The 18,023-nt window shown below is 60.8% G+C and carries 20 protein-coding genes and 2 tRNA genes; 7 read left to right on the top strand and 15 right to left on the bottom strand.

Annotated elements, in window-relative coordinates:
- Window positions 1-65 precede the first annotated feature (65 nt).
- Together HV822_RS03625 and pedF are read right to left on the bottom strand one after the other, a co-directional pair.
- The gene (locus HV822_RS03625) at window positions 66-953 is read right to left on the bottom strand and encodes a substrate-binding periplasmic protein (RefSeq protein WP_238872386.1); all 888 of its coding nucleotides are present in this window, start codon (window positions 951-953) and stop codon (window positions 66-68) included.
- Between the two features lie 4 nt (window positions 954-957).
- The gene (gene pedF / locus HV822_RS03630; protein WP_396265139.1) at window positions 958-1,368 is read right to left on the bottom strand and encodes a cytochrome c-550 PedF; all 411 of its coding nucleotides are present in this window, start codon (window positions 1,366-1,368) and stop codon (window positions 958-960) included.
- Window positions 1,369-1,771: 403 nt separating this feature from the next.
- Between pedF and exaA the strand changes: the two genes are divergently transcribed.
- Together exaA and HV822_RS03640 are read left to right on the top strand one after the other, a co-directional pair.
- Complete coding sequence (gene exaA, locus HV822_RS03635; RefSeq protein WP_238872388.1) at window positions 1,772-3,628, top strand: quinoprotein ethanol dehydrogenase; 1,857 nt, start codon at window positions 1,772-1,774, stop codon at window positions 3,626-3,628.
- A 48-nt stretch (window positions 3,629-3,676) separates the two neighbouring features.
- Window positions 3,677-4,342, top strand: coding sequence for a pentapeptide repeat-containing protein (locus HV822_RS03640; RefSeq protein WP_238872389.1), 666 nt, complete (start codon window positions 3,677-3,679; stop codon window positions 4,340-4,342).
- A gap of 2 nt (window positions 4,343-4,344) precedes the next feature.
- Here the strand turns inward: HV822_RS03640 and HV822_RS03645 are convergent, their stop codons facing one another.
- Window positions 4,345-4,737, bottom strand: a complete 393-nt coding sequence (locus HV822_RS03645; RefSeq protein WP_238872391.1) for a TetR-like C-terminal domain-containing protein — start codon at window positions 4,735-4,737, stop codon at window positions 4,345-4,347.
- Window positions 4,738-4,863: 126 nt separating this feature from the next.
- Here HV822_RS03645 and HV822_RS18140 point away from each other — a divergent pair, with 126 nt between their 5' ends.
- Window positions 4,864-4,989: a hypothetical protein gene (locus HV822_RS18140; RefSeq protein ID WP_275419402.1), complete on the top strand. Its 126-nt coding sequence runs from the start codon at window positions 4,864-4,866 to the stop codon at window positions 4,987-4,989.
- 12 nt (window positions 4,990-5,001) lie between these two features.
- Window positions 5,002-6,111 carry a DUF2855 family protein gene (locus HV822_RS03650; protein WP_238872392.1) on the top strand — a complete coding sequence of 370 codons (1,110 nt, stop codon included), beginning with the start codon at window positions 5,002-5,004 and terminating at the stop codon, window positions 6,109-6,111.
- Between the two features lie 462 nt (window positions 6,112-6,573).
- On the opposite strand, the gene HV822_RS03655 is transcribed toward HV822_RS03650, so the two are convergent.
- The 5 genes from HV822_RS03655 to dapA form a co-directional block, all read right to left on the bottom strand.
- Window positions 6,574-6,663, bottom strand: a tRNA-Ser gene (locus tag HV822_RS03655).
- 53 nt (window positions 6,664-6,716) lie between these two features.
- Complete coding sequence (gene purC / locus HV822_RS03660) at window positions 6,717-7,430, bottom strand: phosphoribosylaminoimidazolesuccinocarboxamide synthase (RefSeq protein WP_238872394.1); 714 nt, start codon at window positions 7,428-7,430, stop codon at window positions 6,717-6,719.
- Window positions 7,431-7,467: 37 nt separating this feature from the next.
- Window positions 7,468-8,229, bottom strand: coding sequence for an MBL fold metallo-hydrolase (locus HV822_RS03665; RefSeq protein ID WP_238872396.1), 762 nt, complete (start codon window positions 8,227-8,229; stop codon window positions 7,468-7,470).
- The gene (bamC, locus tag HV822_RS03670; protein ID WP_238872397.1) at window positions 8,226-9,365 is read right to left on the bottom strand and encodes an outer membrane protein assembly factor BamC; all 1,140 of its coding nucleotides are present in this window, start codon (window positions 9,363-9,365) and stop codon (window positions 8,226-8,228) included. The genes HV822_RS03665 and bamC overlap by 4 nt, the downstream gene beginning before the upstream one ends.
- 34 nt (window positions 9,366-9,399) lie before the next feature.
- A complete protein-coding gene (dapA, locus tag HV822_RS03675) occupies window positions 9,400-10,275 on the bottom strand; it encodes a 4-hydroxy-tetrahydrodipicolinate synthase (protein ID WP_238872398.1) in 876 nt (291 codons plus the stop codon).
- 302 nt (window positions 10,276-10,577) lie between these two features.
- Here dapA and HV822_RS03680 point away from each other — a divergent pair, with 302 nt between their 5' ends.
- Together HV822_RS03680 and HV822_RS03685 are read left to right on the top strand one after the other, a co-directional pair.
- Complete coding sequence (locus HV822_RS03680) at window positions 10,578-11,135, top strand: glycine cleavage system protein R (protein ID WP_238872400.1); 558 nt, start codon at window positions 10,578-10,580, stop codon at window positions 11,133-11,135.
- Between the two features lie 21 nt (window positions 11,136-11,156).
- Complete coding sequence (locus tag HV822_RS03685) at window positions 11,157-11,621, top strand: peroxiredoxin (RefSeq protein ID WP_238872402.1); 465 nt, start codon at window positions 11,157-11,159, stop codon at window positions 11,619-11,621.
- Window positions 11,622-11,648: 27 nt separating this feature from the next.
- Here the strand turns inward: HV822_RS03685 and HV822_RS03690 are convergent, their stop codons facing one another.
- Complete coding sequence (locus HV822_RS03690) at window positions 11,649-12,728, bottom strand: AI-2E family transporter (RefSeq protein WP_238872403.1); 1,080 nt, start codon at window positions 12,726-12,728, stop codon at window positions 11,649-11,651.
- Between the two features lie 4 nt (window positions 12,729-12,732).
- The gene (locus tag HV822_RS03695; RefSeq protein ID WP_238872404.1) at window positions 12,733-12,975 is read right to left on the bottom strand and encodes a sulfurtransferase TusA family protein; all 243 of its coding nucleotides are present in this window, start codon (window positions 12,973-12,975) and stop codon (window positions 12,733-12,735) included.
- A gap of 98 nt (window positions 12,976-13,073) precedes the next feature.
- Here HV822_RS03695 and HV822_RS03700 point away from each other — a divergent pair, with 98 nt between their 5' ends.
- Window positions 13,074-14,525, top strand: a complete 1,452-nt coding sequence (locus tag HV822_RS03700) for a M48 family metalloprotease (RefSeq protein WP_238872406.1) — start codon at window positions 13,074-13,076, stop codon at window positions 14,523-14,525.
- Between the two features lie 46 nt (window positions 14,526-14,571).
- Here the strand turns inward: HV822_RS03700 and nadA are convergent, their stop codons facing one another.
- From nadA to pal, 5 genes are all read right to left on the bottom strand, one after another.
- Window positions 14,572-15,630 carry a quinolinate synthase NadA gene (gene nadA / locus HV822_RS03705; protein ID WP_238872407.1) on the bottom strand — a complete coding sequence of 353 codons (1,059 nt, stop codon included), beginning with the start codon at window positions 15,628-15,630 and terminating at the stop codon, window positions 14,572-14,574.
- A 174-nt stretch (window positions 15,631-15,804) separates the two neighbouring features.
- A tRNA-Lys gene (locus tag HV822_RS03710) sits at window positions 15,805-15,880 on the bottom strand.
- A gap of 71 nt (window positions 15,881-15,951) precedes the next feature.
- Entirely contained in the window at window positions 15,952-16,638 is a 687-nt protein-coding gene (gene queC, locus HV822_RS03715; RefSeq protein ID WP_238872409.1) for a 7-cyano-7-deazaguanine synthase QueC, read from the bottom strand.
- 50 nt (window positions 16,639-16,688) lie between these two features.
- On the bottom strand, window positions 16,689-17,471 hold the full coding sequence (gene ybgF / locus HV822_RS03720; protein ID WP_238872411.1) for a tol-pal system protein YbgF: 783 nt from the start codon (window positions 17,469-17,471) through the stop codon (window positions 16,689-16,691).
- A 13-nt stretch (window positions 17,472-17,484) separates the two neighbouring features.
- The gene (gene pal / locus HV822_RS03725) at window positions 17,485-17,991 is read right to left on the bottom strand and encodes a peptidoglycan-associated lipoprotein Pal (RefSeq protein WP_238872412.1); all 507 of its coding nucleotides are present in this window, start codon (window positions 17,989-17,991) and stop codon (window positions 17,485-17,487) included.
- Window positions 17,992-18,023 lie beyond the last annotated feature (32 nt).

An 18,023-nucleotide genomic window follows, 5' to 3' on the forward strand; every position in this document is an offset into this window, starting at 1 on the left:
CCACACAAAAGTAGAACCTGCGCGCAAAAAAACCGGCCCAGAGGCCGGCAAAGGAGATCAGTCGATTACTGCGCGTAGCGATCAGGCGGCAAATACCGCAGCCCGTGCGCGGCATAAATGGCGGCCATGCGGCCATCCAGAATCATGCTTTCCACCTCGTCACCCAGCGCGTAGGCCAACTGACGGTTGGCGTCGTGCACCGCCATGCCCAACTCCCAGACCTGCTTACCAATATTGGGATAGGCGTTTTCGGTCAGTTGCATGCCGGCCTGCGGATGCTGCGCCAGCAGCCAGTCGATTTCTGCCTGGGTGCCCATCACCGCATTGACCTCGCCTTTAAGCATGGCGTCAAAAGCAGCGCCGAGGGTGCGGTAGTGATGGGTCATGCCGGCCAGTCGGCCGTTCATCACCGAGCCCAGATAGAACGAGGGCACCGAGTCTTCCTCTACCCCAACCGGGTAATACTGGAAGATGGCGATGCTGGGCACGCCGTCGATCTTGCTAGGGTCAAACGCGGCCTGCCAGCGCTCGCGCTGATAGGGGCCGAACATGTGCACCAGCTCGTTCTTGGGCAGGCCCAGCTCGTCGCGACGGTTGCTGAAGTCCTGATCGTAGGGCACGCGCAGCATCACGTCGGCGACTTCACCGGGGCGCAGGTAGTGCCCTTTCCACAGGTGGTTGCGCAGGTCACCGTCAATGGTTTCGTCCGCCTGCATCCACTGGATGCTGAGGCGCACACCGAGTCCTTCGGCCAGTCCCTTGGCGAGCGCAACATCCACGCCAGCGGGCTCGCCGTTCTGCATGAAGCTGTAGGGCGGAAAGTCCTGATACAGGGCTACGCGCAGCTCACCGGAGGCGACAATTTCGTCGTATTCACGGATGTGCGTGATGTTGTACGCCTGCGCTGGCAGCCCCAGCAGCAGGCAGAGACAAAACAGCCAGGCGCGGATCATGGCATTATTGCTCCACGGCGACACTTTCCAGCCAGGTACGGATGGACCAGAGCGCTTCCTGACTCAGGAAGTCGGCCATCTTTGGCATGTAGACGCGGCCGTCACGCACCGAGCCGTTGATGACCCGTTCCTTGAACCATTCGTCGCCGTAGTCACCGGCTTCCAGATACCGCAGGTCAGGCGTGATGCCGCCGGAGATGCCTTCCAGGCCGTGGCAGGCTGCACAGTTCTGGTTATAGGCTGAGGCACCTACCTTGATGGCCAGATCGTGCTGCGGGTGACCTTCACGGTAGGGGTTGGTGTCGCGCCATTCCGTGCCGAGCTCTTCGAGTCCTTTGGTGTCTACCGACTGGGGCGTGACATTGCCATGAGCCATTGCCTGGCCTGCAGCCAGTGCCAAGCCGAGTGCGGTCATCTTCAGTGTGTTCTTGTAATGGTTCATACTGCTCACCTCGTGGCCGAATCAATTGCGCAAATACATTGCTGTCGATGGCCATGGTAGGAAGCCGCCGCAATGGCCCCAATGCTGCTTTGGTGGCCGCGGCCTAGTTCGTTGGTAGTAGAAACCGCCTCCAAACAAACCCAACAAACTGATTTTAAAGACGTTTTTCAAAAAGCATAAAAGCTTTCAAATCCTTAGAGCACGTTTTCTCCGTCCAAAGTAGTGCTCCCTCTTACCCTCTACCAAGTGCCAGCGAACCGGGAACTCTTCCCGGCGCCTCCGGGCATTTTTCCGTATCGACCGAGATAGCCACGCGCCCACCATGAGCCGTGGATCAGCCCCGCTGAACACCCCAACTATCGACAGGAAAACTGCCATGAAAACAACAAGACATTCCTCGCTGAAACCGATCAGCCAGGCAATCAAGGGTATCGTGATTGCCGCTAGCCTGGGTCTGGCCGCCAATCAGGTAGCCGCCACCCCGATCACCTGGGACGACATTGCCAACGACCACATGACCACCAATAACGTGCTGATGTACGGCCTGGGCACCAACGCCCAGCGCTACAGCCCGCTGAACATGGTCAACGACGAGAACGTGTTCAAGCTGACGCCCGCCTGGTCGTTCTCCTTTGGCGACGAGAAACAGCGCGGTCAGGAGTCCCAGGCCATTGTTCACGACGGAGTGATCTACGTTACAGGTTCCTACTCGCGCATGTTCGCGCTGGATGCCAAAACCGGGCGCCGACTGTGGAGCTATTCGCACCGTCTGCCCGATGACATTCGTCCCTGCTGCGACGTGGTCAACCGGGGCGCAGCTATCTACGGCGACCTGGTGTTCTTCGGCACCCTGGACGCCAGCGTTGTTGCCCTGAACAAAGACACCGGCAAGGTGGTCTGGCGCGAGAAGTTTGGCGATCACAAGGCTGGCTACACCATGACCGGCGCACCAACCATCGTGCAGGACCAGAGCACGGGCCGCGCGCTACTGATCCACGGCTCCTCCGGTGACGAATTCGGCGTGGTCGGCAAGCTGTTTGCCCGCGATCCGCTGACCGGTGAAGAAGTCTGGATGCGCCCCTTCGTGGAAGGGCACATGGGTCGCCTGAACGGCGAAGAAAGTACCCCCACCGGCGACATCAAGGCACCTTCCTGGCCGGACGACCCGAACTCACCGACCGGCAAGGTCGAGGCCTGGAGTCAGGGCGGCGGCGCGCCGTGGCAGAGCGCCAGCTTTGACGCTGCCACCAACACCATCATCATCGGCGCCGGCAACCCGGCTCCCTGGAACGGCTGGGCGCGTACGCCGGAAGACGGCGACCCGGCTGACTACGACAGCCTGTACACCTCCGGCCAGGTTGGCGTTGACCCCAGCACGGGTGAGGTCAAGTGGTTCTACCAGCACACTCCGAACGATACCTGGGACTTCTCCGGCAACAATGAGCTGGTGCTGTTCGACTACGATCAGGACGGCGAAAAAGTACCGGCCACCGCCCACGCCGATCGCAACGGTTTCTTCTATGTGGTCAACCGCGAAGACGGCAAGCTGATGAACGCCTTCCCGTTTGTCGACAACATCACCTGGGCCAGTGGCATCGACCTGGAAACCGGTCGCCCGATCGAGAACGAAGGTCAGCGTCCGCCACGCCTGGAAGAAGGTCAGGAGCGCAGCGAAGCCATTGAAGTGTCACCACCCTTCCTCGGTGGCAAGAACTGGAACCCCATGGCCTACAGCCGCGATACCGGTCTGTTCTACGTACCGGCCAACCACTGGAAAGAGGACTACTGGACCGAAGAAGTCAGCTACACCAAGGGCTCGGCGTATCTGGGGATGGGCTTCCGCATCAAGCGTATGTTTGACGATCACGTGGGCATCCTGCGCGCCATGGACCCGCAGACCGGCAACGTTGCCTGGGAACACAAAGAACCCCTGCCGCTGTGGGCTGGCGTGCTTGCCACCGGCGGTAACCTGGTGTTCACCGGGACAGGTGACGGCTACTTCAAGGCCTTCAACGCAGAAACCGGCGAGCAGCTGTGGGAGTTCCAGACCGGTACCGGTGTTATCTCCCCGCCGATCACCTGGGAACAGGATGGCGAGCAGTACATCGGTGTCACCACCGGCTACGGCGGCGCGGTTCCGCTGTGGGGCGGCGATATGGCTGAGCTGACCAAGCCAGTCGCCCAGGGTGGCTCCTTCTGGGTATTCAAACTGCCCAGCTGGGCCAACGAGTAACCCCTGCCACGCCCTGCCCGCCCCGCGGGCAGGGCTCTGGAGACCGATATGAAACAGCTTCCTCTCGTCTGTGCCACGTTACTCGCCCTGGGCAGCGCTCAGCTGCTGGCCCAAAGCGCCGACCTGGCTGAAGAAGATGTCCAGTACATCAACGGCTGCGCGCTAAAGCCCGGCACCCACTGCCCCGGGGCTGATCTGCGCGACGCCGACCTGCGCCACATGGACCTGCGCAAGGCAGACCTGACCGGCGCCAACCTCAGCGGCGCCGACCTGCGCCACGCCATTCTCGATCAGGCCCGGCTGGATCAGGGCAACCTGCAAAACGCCAACCTGGCCCGTGCCAGCCTGCAGCAAACCGCGATGCGCGGAGCCAATGCCGACGGCGCCAACTTCATGGGCGCCAGCGCCTGGAACCTCACCGCCCAAGGCGCCAGTTTCAATGGCACCGATTTTACCGGGGCCAACCTCGAATTCGCCCGTTTCAGCGGTGCCACCCTGCACAATGCCATCCTGCGTGCGGCCAACCTGGAGATGGCCTGGCTGCCCAAGGCGGACATGGCCGGCGCAGACCTGCGCGACGCCAACCTGCAGGAGTCCAAGCTCAATCACGCCAACCTCAGCGACGCCAACCTCGAAGGCGCACGCCTGCACTACGGCACTTTCCTCAACGTCACCATGACCGACTGCACCGCCTGTCCGGTTGACTGGGAGTAACGTCAGCGTCCAGCAGCAGGCCGCCCAGCCTGCTGTCTGGCGAGAATGGCGTCAATCAGCATCTCCACCGCGTCCAGCGTACGCTCCTTCCAGCAGCGCATATCGACCAACTCGCCAACCGCGTGACTCTTCAAGCCCACAAAGCCGTGAATCAGCGCCCAGATCTGCAGCGCCTGGGTGCGTTGCTGGGCCGCGCTCGCATCGCTTGGCAACATGCCTGCGACCAACTCGGTCAAGCGCTCAAAGCCCCGCAAGCCGACCAGGCGCGCCGCGTCTGAGGGCTGGTAGCTATCGTCCAGCTTGCCAAAAATCAGCCCGTAATGCGGCTCATAGGTTTGCGCCGTCTCCAGGTAGCGACGCGCCGCCAACAACACCCGCTCGCGCGGAGAGGCCAACTACCAAAAACGAGACAGGAAAAACCGTCTGTGCTCGGTGGTACCCTTGCCCAATCACGCAACTGACTACAGTGGTCGCAGGACCGTGACCTGCGCACATGGCTATTGGAGAACCGTCTCGACGGAATGGGTAAGCTGGTCAAGGGCGCCGCGCCCGATGACGCTGACAAGCAGGCTATCATCGAGCGCACGCGCACCTACGCCATGCCCGCCATGATGAAACTTCAGCGCTTTCTCACCGCCATCAACTAACAGAGGTGTACCGTGCAGCAATTTCAGATTCGCAAAGATAACTTTCTGACCCAGCGACTGGTCGATGCCACCCCAGCGGCAAAGCTGGATGACGGACAAATTCGCCTGGCCATCGACGCCTTCTCCTTCACCGCCAACAACATCACCTACGCCGCCGCTGGCGACCAGTTGGGCTACTGGCAGTTCTTTCCGCCGCTAGGCGAGCAGAGCGAGGGCTGGGGTGTGATTCCAGTCTGGGGCTTTGCCGACGTCATCGAGTCGCGTTGCTCCGAGATTGCAACAGGCGAACGGCTTTTCGGTTATTTTCCGCCGGCCCATGAAGTCACCATGCAGCCCACCCGCATCAGTGCCCAGCATCTGGTAGACGGCAGCGCGCACCGCGCAGCGCTGCCAGCCGGCTACAACAGCTACAGCCGAGTGCACAACGAACCAGGCTACAAGCCGGCAACAGAACCAGAACGCATGCTGCTGTGGCCGCTGCACATTACCTCCTTTTGCATCTGGGACTCGCTGCAAGACAGCCAATGGCACGATGCAAAGCAGGTCATCATCCTCAGCGCCTCCAGCAAAACCAGTATTGGACTGGGTTACGCCATGTTCAAGGATGATCAGGCGCCCGCGACCATCGGCGTAACCTCGGCCCGCAACAGCGAGCTGGTTCAACAGCTCGGTATCTACGACAGCGTTGTCGGCTATGAGCAGCTGCAGGATATCGACCCATCAGTACCTACCATGATCGTCGACATGTCTGGCAACGCCAGCATGCTCAACGCCCTGCACGCCCACCTGGGCGATCACCTGCGCTACTGCCTGCGCGTGGGCCTGACCCACTGGGACGAAACCCAAACCAGGCTTACCGTCGGCAGCGACCGCAGCAGCTTCTTCTTTGCGCCCGGACATATTCAAAAGCGCATGAAAGATTGGGGGCCACAGGGTTTTGCCGAGCGCAGCCAGCAGTTTCTGCGCGATGCCGCCGCCTGGAGCCGTCGCTGGCTCAAAACCCGGGAAGTGAACGGCCTGCAAGGCCTTGCCGAGGTATACCCCGCAGTGTGCAAAGGCCAGCTCGCTGCCGATGAAGGCGTGATTGTCACCCTGGGCGCGGCTACGCAGAAGAGCAACTGACCACACCCCGTTCCGTCGCCAAGGCGGTGGAGCGGGTAAAGCGGACCTGAGCGCCACGGTTGAAAACGCAAAGGCCACCTAGCCTAGCCGGACGCTGCTGACTGAAAGCCCGTCAGGGATTACTCGGCGCGGGGCGCCTCACCGCTTCGGGCGGTGCGTCGATACGCCCGCCGTCGCTGCGCTCCGGCGTTCCTCGCCTGCACGGCAGGCTCGGTCGAACGAGGGTTCTCACCGAGAACCCTCCGGACAAACAAAAACGCCCAGCTAGTCGGGGGACCGTGCCGTCTGAGACTTCGTCAGGGATTATTCGGCGCTGCGCGGCCTCACCCCTCTTCGAGGGGCCACCGTCGCGATGCTCCGGCGTTCCTCGCCTGCACGGCAGGCTCGGTCGAACGAGGGTTCTCACCGAGAACCCTCCGGACAAACAAAAACGCCCAGCTAGGCTGGGCGTTTTTGTTTGTATGGCGGAGAGTCAGGGATTCGAACCCTGGGTACGGTTGCCCGTACAACGGATTTCGAATCCGTCCCATTCGACCACTCTGGCAACTCTCCAAGTCGGCGCGCATGTTACCAGCTTTTGCTGACAATGCGGTAGCCGAAGATGCTCAGGACAGCGGTACGCCAAGGCGTTGGGCGACTTCTTCGTAGGCTTCGATAACACCACCGAGGCCCTGACGGAAGCGGTCTTTGTCCATCTTCTTGCGGGTTTCCTTGTCCCACAGGCGGCAGCCGTCGGGGCTGAACTCGTCGCCAAGGACAATCTCGCCCTTGAACAGACCGAATTCCAGCTTGAAGTCGACCAGCAGCAGGCCGGCGTCGTCAAACAGGCCCTTGAGGATGTCGTTGATCTTCAGCGTAAGTTCCTGCATGCGCGCCAGCTGTTCGGCGGTCGCCCAGCCGAAGGTCACAACGTGCGACTGGTTGATGAAGGGGTCGCCCTTGGCGTCGTCTTTCAGGAAAAGTTCAAAGGTCGGCGGCGTCAGGGTCATGCCCTCTTCCACGCCCAGTCGCTTGACCAGGCTACCGGCGGCAAAGTTGCGTACGACACATTCAACCGGAATCATGTCGAGCTTTTTGACCAGCGACTCGGTGTCAGACAACAGTTGGTCGTACTGGGTAGGGATACCGGCGTCTTCCAGCTTCTGCATGATGAAGGCGTTGAAGCGGTTGTTGACCATGCCCTTGCGATCGAGCTGTTCGATCTTCTTCCCATCAAAGGCGGAGGTGTCGTTGCGGAACAGCAGGACCAGGCGATCCGGATCGTCAGTGGTGTATACCGACTTGGCTTTACCGCGATAGAGTTCGTTACGTTTTTCCATTATCGGCTCCCGCTGTCCGCAAAATGGTGATGGGCAGTTACTGAATTGATTGCCAGGGTAGCCCCTGGTCCTGCTGCGTCAGCAGCAGCTCTCCGGTCCAGCCGGTCAGCACGTCCTGCAGCGCTGCCAGGGCAAGCTCCGGGCGATTGTTCTTTTCGCTGATATGCGCCACGGCGATATGCCGCAACCGGTCCAGCCCCGCAGACCGCAAAAAACCGGCGGCCTGCTGGTTACTCAGATGGCCCAGATTGCCGCCAACCCGCGCCTTCAAAAAAGCCGGATAGGGTCCGCTCGATAACATGTGCGGATCATAGTTGGCTTCCAGAAAAAGTGCATCCAGATTGCTGTATTGCTCAACAATCCACGGCGTAATAGTGCCTGTATCGGTCAACACACCAAGACGCTGTTGACCGTTGTCGAATATGTATTGGCAGGGTTCTCGCGCATCATGCGGCACGGCAACCGGGGTAATTTCCAGCTCGCCAATGCCAAAGCGCCCGTGCAGGTCGACATGGCGAATGTCCAGGCCGTCTTCTTCACGCAGGGCATAACCGGTTCCCGGCGTCAGGTAAACCGGCAGGTCATAGCGCCTGGCCAGCTTGGCGACGCCCTGAATATGGTCGCTGTGCTCATGGGTAACCAGGATCGCACTGAGCTGATCACCACTGATACCAGCCTGGCGCAGCCGTTGCTCAGTGGCGCGCAAACTGAAACCACAGTCCACCAGCAAACGGCTGGCACCCTGTTCAACCAGGGTACCGTTACCACGGCTACCGCTGCCGAGGGAGCAATACCTCACTGGCGCGGCGGCCGCTCGTTCAGGCCGCGCTGAATACGCTCCAACAGGTCACGGGCGGTCGCGCTGTCGGCTGCCTGCTCGATGCCGGCATCCACACTGACCTCAATGCGGCTGGACACTGGCGTCAGACGAACCTGCAATTGATTGCCATCATCCTCAACCTGCTCTTCTTCATCGTCACCGCCAAACCAGCGGGCGAAGAAGCCCGGCTCTTCTTCCTGTTCCGAGCGGGTTTGATCCAGATCTACGTAATAGACGCCGGAGCTGCGGTTGTAGTCCGTCACCAGTACGTCCGCGCGGGCCAGCGCTTCGCCCACATCAGACCAGGCGCGGTTGAAGTCGGTCAGCATGTACAGCACGCTGTTGCCAGCGCCGTCTTGCTCCAGGCTGGTCTCTACCGGGCCGCTGTTGATGATGCTGGACACCAGCGCCGGGCCATCGCTGCTGACGCTCTGGTTCAGGTAGGTTTCCAGCTCGGCCAGCAAAGCGCGCTCGAAGTTGGCGTTGTCTGAACGGGTCGGCCATTCGCTGTCGTCATCGCCCAGATCGCGCGCCTGGTGTAGCACCTTGATCTCGGCCGTGCCGTTCTTGACGCCAGGCTCCAGGCGCAGACGGAAGCGCTGCTCTTCGTCGTCCACCCGCTGCCCTTCTTGCACCAGCGGCAGCATGCGGCGTACCAACGGGTTGCCGGCAGCCTTGCTGAAATCGACCCACTGGGTAGCAAATTCGCTCAGCGCGGCATCACTTTGTGCCATGGGCACACGGTAGTCAGACCAGAAACGCTGCAACAGGGGCCACACGTCGGAGGCCGGCAGCTGTGCCAACACCCAGCGCTGGCTGCCTTCTTGTTGCAGCGAGAACGTGGAGGTGTCAACACCGGCCGCCATTGGGCGCGGACGTGGCGTTTCAAATTTTTCACCCGGCTGCGGCGCGGCGGCAATCTGTCCAGGAACCGGCAGAAGATCGCCCGTGGGCTTGCTTTCCAGCCCGGCCGGCACCGTCATGCGAGGCTGCACCTCGGCCTGCTGATAGTCGCTACCACGATCACGGAAGTATCCGTCTTCCCCCATCAGATACCCACAGCCGCTCAGGCTGGCCAAAACTCCCAGGGTCAGTGCGCTCAGCACAGGCTTCATAAATGTTTCCTTGGTCAACAGGTATTCCGATTGATTAGAGCAGGCCACACTCACGCAGGGCGCCGTGCACGGTGTCGTGGCAGCGGGCGCTGAGCTGAGTCAACGGCAGACGAATGCCATCGGCAATCAGCCCCATCTCAAGCAGAGCCCACTTGACCGGAATCGGATTGGATTCGATAAACAGCGCCTTGTGCAGGGGCATCAGGGCCTCATTGAGGCGGCGAGCCGTTGCATCATCGCCACGCAGGGCAGCAGCACACAGCTCGTGCATTTGCTGGGGCGCCACGTTGGCCGTCACGGAGATATTGCCTTTGCCACCCAGCAGGATCAGCTCTACTGCCGTTGCATCATCGCCGGAGTAGACCGCCATGCGATCGCCCACCCGCTCGATAACCTCGCGCGCACGCTGCAGGTCACCGGTCGCTTCCTTGATACCAACGATGTTGCTGATGGCAGCCAGGCGCTCAACGGTTTCCGGCAGCATGTCGCACGCGGTGCGACCCGGCACGTTGTACAGAATCTGCGGAATGGCAACGGCTTCAGCGATGTGCTTGTGGTGCAGGTACAGGCCTTCCTGGGTAGGCTTGTTGTAATAGGGGGTAACCAGCAGTGCAGCATCGGCACCAACGCTGCGCGCCGCCTCGGTCAGTTCGACCGCTTCACGGGTCGAGTTGGCGCCAGTACCGGCAATCACCGGGATGCGCCCGCCAACCTGCTGTACCACGCGGCGAATAGCTTCCTTGTGCTCGCTCATGTCGAGGGTAGCGGACTCACCGGACGTGCCGACGGCAACGATGCCGTCGGTACCCTTTTCCAGGTGGAAGTCGATCAGGCGCTCCAGAGCCTGCCAATCCAGGTCTCCGTTTGAATCCATGGGTGTAACCAGCGCCACCAGACTGCCCGAGATCATGCAACTCTCCACTTGGAACAATAAACGACAATGGTACTTTCGCCCCGCGGCCAGTACAAGGGAGCACTGATTAATTACACCGCGTCGGTAACCAGCAGACAGCTGCTGACCGGACGCCACCGAGGACCGCCACACGGGCAGCAAGCAGCGCGCCGACTTCTGCCCATCAGACACGTCGAGCTGGCTCGCCACCGCCGCCCGACACCGCTCGCTACCGGCAGTTGCCCCGCCTCCGACAGGCTGGGACAATAGCCGCTTGTTTATCGCGCTCAAAAGGCGCTTCCGTGAATTAGAGGATCACCATGTCCACCCCACCGGGTCAACGCGAGCAATATCTGGTCATTAACGTCCTGGGCCAGGAAACCACATCGCTGGCCAGCCTGTTGACCCGCCTGTGCACCGAGCATCGATGCCAGATTGTCAGCAGCCGCATGAGCCGCCACGGCAGTTGCGCCGTTCTGCTGTTGCAGGTCAGCGGCAACTGGGACGCCCTGGCCCGACTGGAAACCCTGCTGCCGCCGCTGGCCAAGCGCGAACACATTCAGCTGTCCATGTCCCGCAGCCACAGCCTGGACGAACGCCCACAAGCCTTGCCCTACAACGTTTTTGTGACGGCAGCCCAGCGGGCAGAGCTGGTTGGAGAGCTGTGCAACTTCTTCCAGCAACTGAGCATCGACATTGAAGAGCTGCAGAGCTTCACCTATCAGGCTCAGCACACTGGCACGCCCATGCTCAATCTGACGCTGACCATAGCGATACCGGCGCGCACCCAACTGAGCTGGCTGCGCGAGCAGTTTCTGGACTTTTGCGACGAACTGAACCTGGACGCCGTGATCGAACCCTGGCGCCCACTGCACTGATATTTGACGAGGAGACCGCCCATGTCCGTTGAACTGAACCAGCCCCTCCCCGACTTCAGCGCCAGCGCTACCGGCGATCAGACCGTGACGCCCGCCAGCCTGGCCGGCAAAAAGGTCGTGATTTACTTCTACCCCAAGGACAACACCCCGGGGTGTACCACTGAGGGTCAGGACTTCCGTGACAACCACGCCGCCTTTACCGAGGCCGGCGCGGTGATTTATGGCGTATCGCGCGACAGCCTGCGCACCCACACCAACTTCAAGACCAAGCATGAATTTCCGTTCGAGCTGATCAGCGACCCGGACGAGTCATTCTGCCGCCTGTTCGACGTTATCAAACCCAAGAAGCTCTATGGCAAGGAATACGAGGGGATTGAGCGCAGCACTTTTGTGTTTGACGAGCAAGGCGTGCTGCGTCACGAATGGCGCAAGGTTAAGGTACCGGGGCATGTTGCCGACGTACTGAAAGCCGTTCAGGCGCTGTAACCTGCCACAGCGCCCGCGAAGTGATGCTCAGGCCTGCGCCGCCTGAGCATCGTGCGCCGCCTCCAGGCCGCGCGGCCAGGCATAGAGCACCGCCTTGAACAAGGTCGCCAGCGGGATCGCAAAGAACACCCCCCAAAAGCCCCACAACCCGCCAAAGATCAGCACTGCTGCGATAATCGCGACTGGGTGCAGGTTGACCGCCTCGGAAAACAGAATCGGCACCAGCACATTGCCATCCAGCGCCTGAATCACAGCGTAGACAATCATCAGCACCATAAACTCGTTGCCCAGCCCCCACTGGAACAGGCCGATCAACGCCACCGGAATAGTAACCACGGTAGCGCCGATGTAGGGCACCAGCACCGACAAACCCACCAGCACCGCCAGCAGCGCCGCATAATTGACCCCGAGTATGGCGAAGGAGATGTAGGTCACCGCGCCGACGATCAGAATTTCCGCCGCCTTGCCGCGAATGTAGTTGGCAATCTGCTGGTTCATTTCCGTCCACACAACCCGCATCAGGCGGCGCTCACGCGGCAGGTGGCTGACCGTCCAGGCAGTGAGGGTCTGGCTGTCCTTGAGGAAGAAAAACACCAGAATAGGCACCAGTACCAGATACACCAACACGGTCACCACCACCGGCAAGCTGGCCAACGACTGCGACAACGCCCATTGTCCGAAGGCACCCACTTCACCATTGATAGAGTTCATCAGGCGTTCGATCTGCGCCTCTGAAATAAACGAGGGGTATTCCTCGGGCAGGTGCAACAGCTGCGCACGCCACTCTCCCAGCATGCCCGGCAACTCGTTAAACAGATTGAGCATCTGTTTCCAGACCAGCGGCACAACCACACCCAGCAGAGCGGCCAGCGCCCCAAGAAACAGCAAGAACACAATCCACACCGACAGCGCATGGGGCAGCCAGCGCTGCAGACGGGTGACCAACCCCTGCAGCAGGTAAGCCAGCACCACGCCAGTCAACAGCGGCGCAAGCTTGTCGCCAAAGGAGATAACGATCGCGAAGCCCAGCGCCAGCACCACTGCCAGCACCACTGCCTCTTCATCGGAAAAATAACGCTGAACCCAACCCTGAAAAACTTTTAGCATTTAATCAATCTGCTTTACGCAACCAATAATGAAATTCGCCGTCAAACGCGCGAGCCTGCAGCAACCGGTTACCGGACAACTCGGCAAAGCGTTGAAAGTCCCGCTCGGAACCCGCGTCGGTAGCCATTACATGCAACGTTTGGCCTGCTAACATGCTGTTCAGCGCCTGCTTGGCCTTCAGCAGGGGTAACGGGCAGCTGAGTCCACGGGCGTCAACAACAGCATCGATGGGCAATTCAACAGACATGCAAGGGCTCCACAACAAGTGCGCGACAGTATAGCCTTGCGGGCGCGCCTCTCGACAACAGCCAGACCCGGTATGAGACAAAAATGATGCGAGAAAAGATGTCAGCCAAACGCCTGCTGCATAGCGTCTTACTGGTTGGCACCCTGGGCCTGCCTGCGGGCGCGCCGGTCAGCGCGGACGACTTCAATCTGCCCTCGCTGGGCGACACCAGCTCATCCATCATGTCACGCGAACAGGAATACCAGCTGGGGCGCACCTGGCTCACCATGCTGCGTGGTGCAGTGTCCACCCTGGACGACGCGCAACTCAAAGACTTTGTTGAGCAGCGCACCTATCGCCTGGCAGAAACCAGTCAGCTGACCGATCGCCGCCTCGCCTTTGTACTGATCGACAGCCCTGAGCTTAACGCCTTCGCAGCCCCCGGCGGTGTGGTCGGCGTCAATGGCGGCCTGTTTCTGCACGCGCAGAGCGAGGCCGAGTTTGCCTCGGTTATGGCGCACGAATTGGCGCACCTGTCCCAACGCCACTTTGCTCGGGGCCTGGAGCAACAGCAACGCATGCAAGTGCCCTTCATGACCGCGATGCTGGCTTCCATAGTACTGGCGGCAGCAGGCGGCGGAGACGCCGGCTTCGCCGCGCTGGCCACAACCCAGGCCGCAGCCATTCAGGAGCAGCGGCGCTTCTCGCGGCAAAACGAACAGGAGGCCGACCGCATTGGCATCGTCAACCTGGAGCGCGCGGGCTATGACCCCACCGCGATGCCGACCATGTTCGAGCGTCTGGCCCAACTCAGCCGCTATGACACCACGCCACCTGAATTCCTGCTGACCCACCCGGTCAGTCAGTCGCGCATGGCCGACACCCGCAATCGCGCGGAGCAACTGCCCAGCGGCGGCGAGAATGACAGCCTCGACTATCAGCTGATGCGCGCGCGCGTGCAGCTCAAGTACGAACAAAGCCCCGGCCTGTCAGCCAAGCGCTTCCGCGCCCAATTGGACGATCACGACGGCAACCACGACGCGGCGCGCTACGGTCTCGCCCTGGCGCTCTCTCGCGGCGGCCAGCACGCCGAGGCCAGCGAAACAATGGCTCCGCTGCTTGAGCAGCAACCCAACAGCCTGCCGTTCAACCTGGCGCAGATCGAACTGGACAGCAACGCCGGCCGCCTGCAACAGGCACTGGAGCGTACCCGACAACAGCAGGCGCGTTTCCCGGGCAACTTTCCCCTCGCCTTTGCCGAGGCGGACTTGCTGCTCAAGCAACAACAATACGCCGAAGCAGAGCGGGCCATCGACCGCCTGGCCAGCCGCCGCACGGACGACCCTGACGTCTGGTATCTGGCGGCCGAGATTCGCGGCCTGGCCGGCAATATTCTGGGCGTACACCTGGCGCGCGCGCACTACTTCAAGCTGACCGGCGACTTGCAACAGGCTGAGCAACAGCTACAGCTCGCCCTGGAACGTGCAGGCGGCAACTTCGTGACCACCGCGCGCATCAAGGAGCAACAGAACGAGCTGCGTCGTCAACGGGCCTTGATCGAATCGCTGTAACGCCCGCCAAGCAACAGAGCCGTCCGAGGACGACTACAGAGCCTGCTCAGGCATTACCCTTGGCAGCAAGATTGGCGTTGCGGGTGAAGTCCAGCATCCGATCCAGCGGGCGCACCGCCTTAGGGATCAGATCAGCGTCGACGTGAATTTCATCAGCCCCGGTTTCCAGCGCTGCGAGCACGCGCGGCAACGTGTTCATGGCCATCCACGGGCAGTGCGCACAGCTGCGACAGGTCGCCCCGTTACCGGCGGTCGGCGCCTCGATGAGCAAACGATCAGGCGCTGCTTGCTGCATCTTGTAGAAAATGCCTCGGTCCGTGGCCACGATAAAGGTAGGGTTTGGCAGGTCGCGGGTGGCCTGAATCAGTTGGCTGGTAGAGCCAACCACGTCAGCCAGCTCAACCACCGACTGAGGCGACTCGGGATGCACCAGAATCGCGGCTTCCGGGTGCACCTTGCGCAGGTCTTCCAGGACCTTGGCCTTGAATTCCTCGTGAACGATACACGAGCCCTGCCACAACAGCATATCGGCGCCAGTTTCGCGCTGAATGTAGTTACCCAGGTGCTGGTCCGGCGCCCAGAGAATTTTCTCGCCCTTATCGATCAGGTGCTCGACAATCGGCAGCGCGCAGCTGGAGGTCACTACCCAATCCGCCCGCGCCTTGACCGCCGCCGACGTGTTGGCGTAAACCACAACGGTTCGATCTGGATGCTGATCGCAGAAAGCTGAAAACTCGTCAATCTGGCAGCCCAGATCCAGCGAGCAGGTCGCCTCCAACGTCGGCATCAGGACGCGCTTGTGCGGGCTGAGGATCTTGGAGGTCTCACCCATAAAACGCACACCGGCCACGATCAACGTGGTCGCTTCGTGGTCACGCCCAAAGCGCGCCATCTCCAGCGAGTCGGACACGCAGCCACCGGTCTCTTCGGCCAGCTCCTGCAGCACCGGGTCGGTGTAATAGTGCGCGACCAGGACGGCGTTGTGCGCTTTGAGAGCAGCGGCGATGCGAGCCTTGTAGTCGGCCTTTTCTGCATCGCTCAGAGGCGCAGGCGCCTTGGCATCCAGGTGCGCCTGAACCAGCAGACGCTCTGAAATCTGGGACATGTCTTAATCCACCAGGAACAACGGAACGGGCGATTGTAGCACGTTCGTCCCAGAGCCTACGCAGCGGAAAGCAGACGCGAAAACGCAGCCACTGGCAGCACAATGCAATAACAACAAACGCTGATGGATTTTCAATAATGCTTGGCCAGGAACGGCCGGAGAGGATATCCAGAGTGGTGGGTCGTGTAGGATTCGAACCTACGACCAATTGGTTAAAAGCCAACTGCTCTACCAACTGAGCTAACGACCCCCTGCTGGAAGCGCGCTATATTACTGATTTAACGAGGAAACTCAAGCCCTTTTTTTGCATCTGCGCAAAATTTAATGCTGATAGCGGGTCGCATCAGGTACACCAGCAGCGGCAAAGCCTTCAGCGCGCAGGCGACAACTATCGCATACGCCACAGGCGCGCCCCTGCTCGTCTGCCTGATAGCAGGACACCGTCTGACTGTAGTCGACGCCCAGAGCCTGGCCGGCCTGAATAATCTGTGCCTTGCTCAAGTGCTGCAACGGCGCGCGAATACGGAACCCTTCGCCCTCCACTCCGGCACGTGTCGCCAGGTTGGCCAGCCGCTCAAAGGCCTCAACAAACGCCGGGCGGCAGTCGGGATAGCCAGAGTAATCTACGGCGTTGACGCCAATGTAGATATCGCGCGCCTCCAGCACCTCTGCCCAGCCCAGAGCAAGAGCCAGAAACAGCGTATTGCGCGCCGGCACGTAGGTGACCGGAATCCCCTGCTGGGGCGACTCGGGCACGGCAATAGCGTCGTCGGTTAACGCCGAGCCGCCAATGCCGTTCAGATTCATCTCGATCACCTTGTGCTCGACGACACCCGCCGCGCTTGCCACGCGCTCGGCTGCTGCCAGCTCCGCCCGGTGACGCTGCCCGTAATCGAAACTCATGGTGTAGCAGGCCAGCCCCTCGGCCTGGGCCAGCGCCAGCACGGTCGCCGAATCCAGCCCACCAGAAAGCAAGACAACGGCACGGCCGCTAGAAGAGGAAGACATAGAATACGCTCTGTCAGATACAACATCGGGAGCTAAAAGCTCCCGACAGATCAGTTCAAACTGGATAGCTCGCGCCCAGCCAACTGCGCGGCAGAGGAGTCAGGGTACTTGCTGATGACCTGCTGAAACAGCTCACGCGCCTTGTCATCTCGGCCCAGACGGCGCTCGACATCACCGAGCTTGTACATCGCATCAGATTCTTTGCGGTGATCGGGGTAGCGACTGATGACCTGGGCAAACGCCTTGCCGGCAGACTCCAGATCAGACTGAACCAGATACACCTCACCCAGCCAGTATTGCGCATTACCCGCGTACTGGCTGTCGGGGTATCGACGCAGGAACGCGGTGAAGGCCTGAGCGGCCTTGTCAAAGTCGCGCGCCTTGACCAGATCAAAGGACGCGTCGTACATCAGCTTTTCGCGCTCCGGGTCCGGCGGCGCGGCAGAAGCTCCGGCATTGGCGGCGGGCTCCCGGGTGTCAGCAACGTCTGAGCTTGCCCCGCTACTGCCCGAAGCAGGTGCGGTATTCATGCCAGACAGACGGCTGTCGATATCTTTGTAACGGTCAAGCTGATCCTGTTCCATCTGCTTGAGTTTGTAGCTCTGCTCTTCGAGCATGCCACGCAGCAGGGTTACTTCCTGCTGAAGTTGGTACAACTGTTGAAACAGCTGGCCTTCACTGGAAAGGCCAGCCTGGGTCTGCTGGGTCACCGAGGAGCCCTGATACATGGCATTCGAGCTGTTATTCGAACTGCCTTCCATCACTGGAACCTGAGCCATTGCCGCCAATGGCGACAGGGCAAAGGCGACCAGTACTCCTCTGTAACCCTTCATACGACCTCGTCTCTTACTTGCGCAGCTCTACGCGGCGGTTCTGAGCCATGGCTTCCTCGTTGGAACCCATCGCTGCCGGCTTCTCTTCGCCGTAGGATACCAGTTCCAGCTGAGCCGGGGACACACCCTGCAGCACCAGGTAGCGCTGAACGGAAGCAGCACGACGCTCGCCCAGAGCCATGTTGTACTCGCGAGTGCCACGCTCGTCGGTGTGGCCTTCCAGCACAACACGGTTGCCAGCAGACTTCAGATCCTTGGCGTGTACGTCCAGAGCGCGCATGGCTTCAGGCTTCAGCTCGGAGCTGTCGTACTCGAAGTAGAAAGTGGTGATGGCGCGCAGAGCAGCTTCAGCGCTGTTCATGCCGTTGTCCGAGCCTGCACCAGAAGTGCCGGCACCGTAGCCTGCGTTGGGATCAACTGCACCAGCGCCAGTGGTGTCGCCACCCTTGGAGGAACAGCCTACAACCACGCCGAACGCGACAACCAGAGCAGCGGCTTTGCCAAACTTGATAACTTGCATCATGAACTCCTATTAACCCCATATGGTTTAGT

The sequence above is a fragment of the Halopseudomonas maritima genome, from assembly GCF_021545785.1.
GTDB lineage: Bacteria > Pseudomonadota > Gammaproteobacteria > Pseudomonadales > Pseudomonadaceae > Halopseudomonas > Halopseudomonas maritima.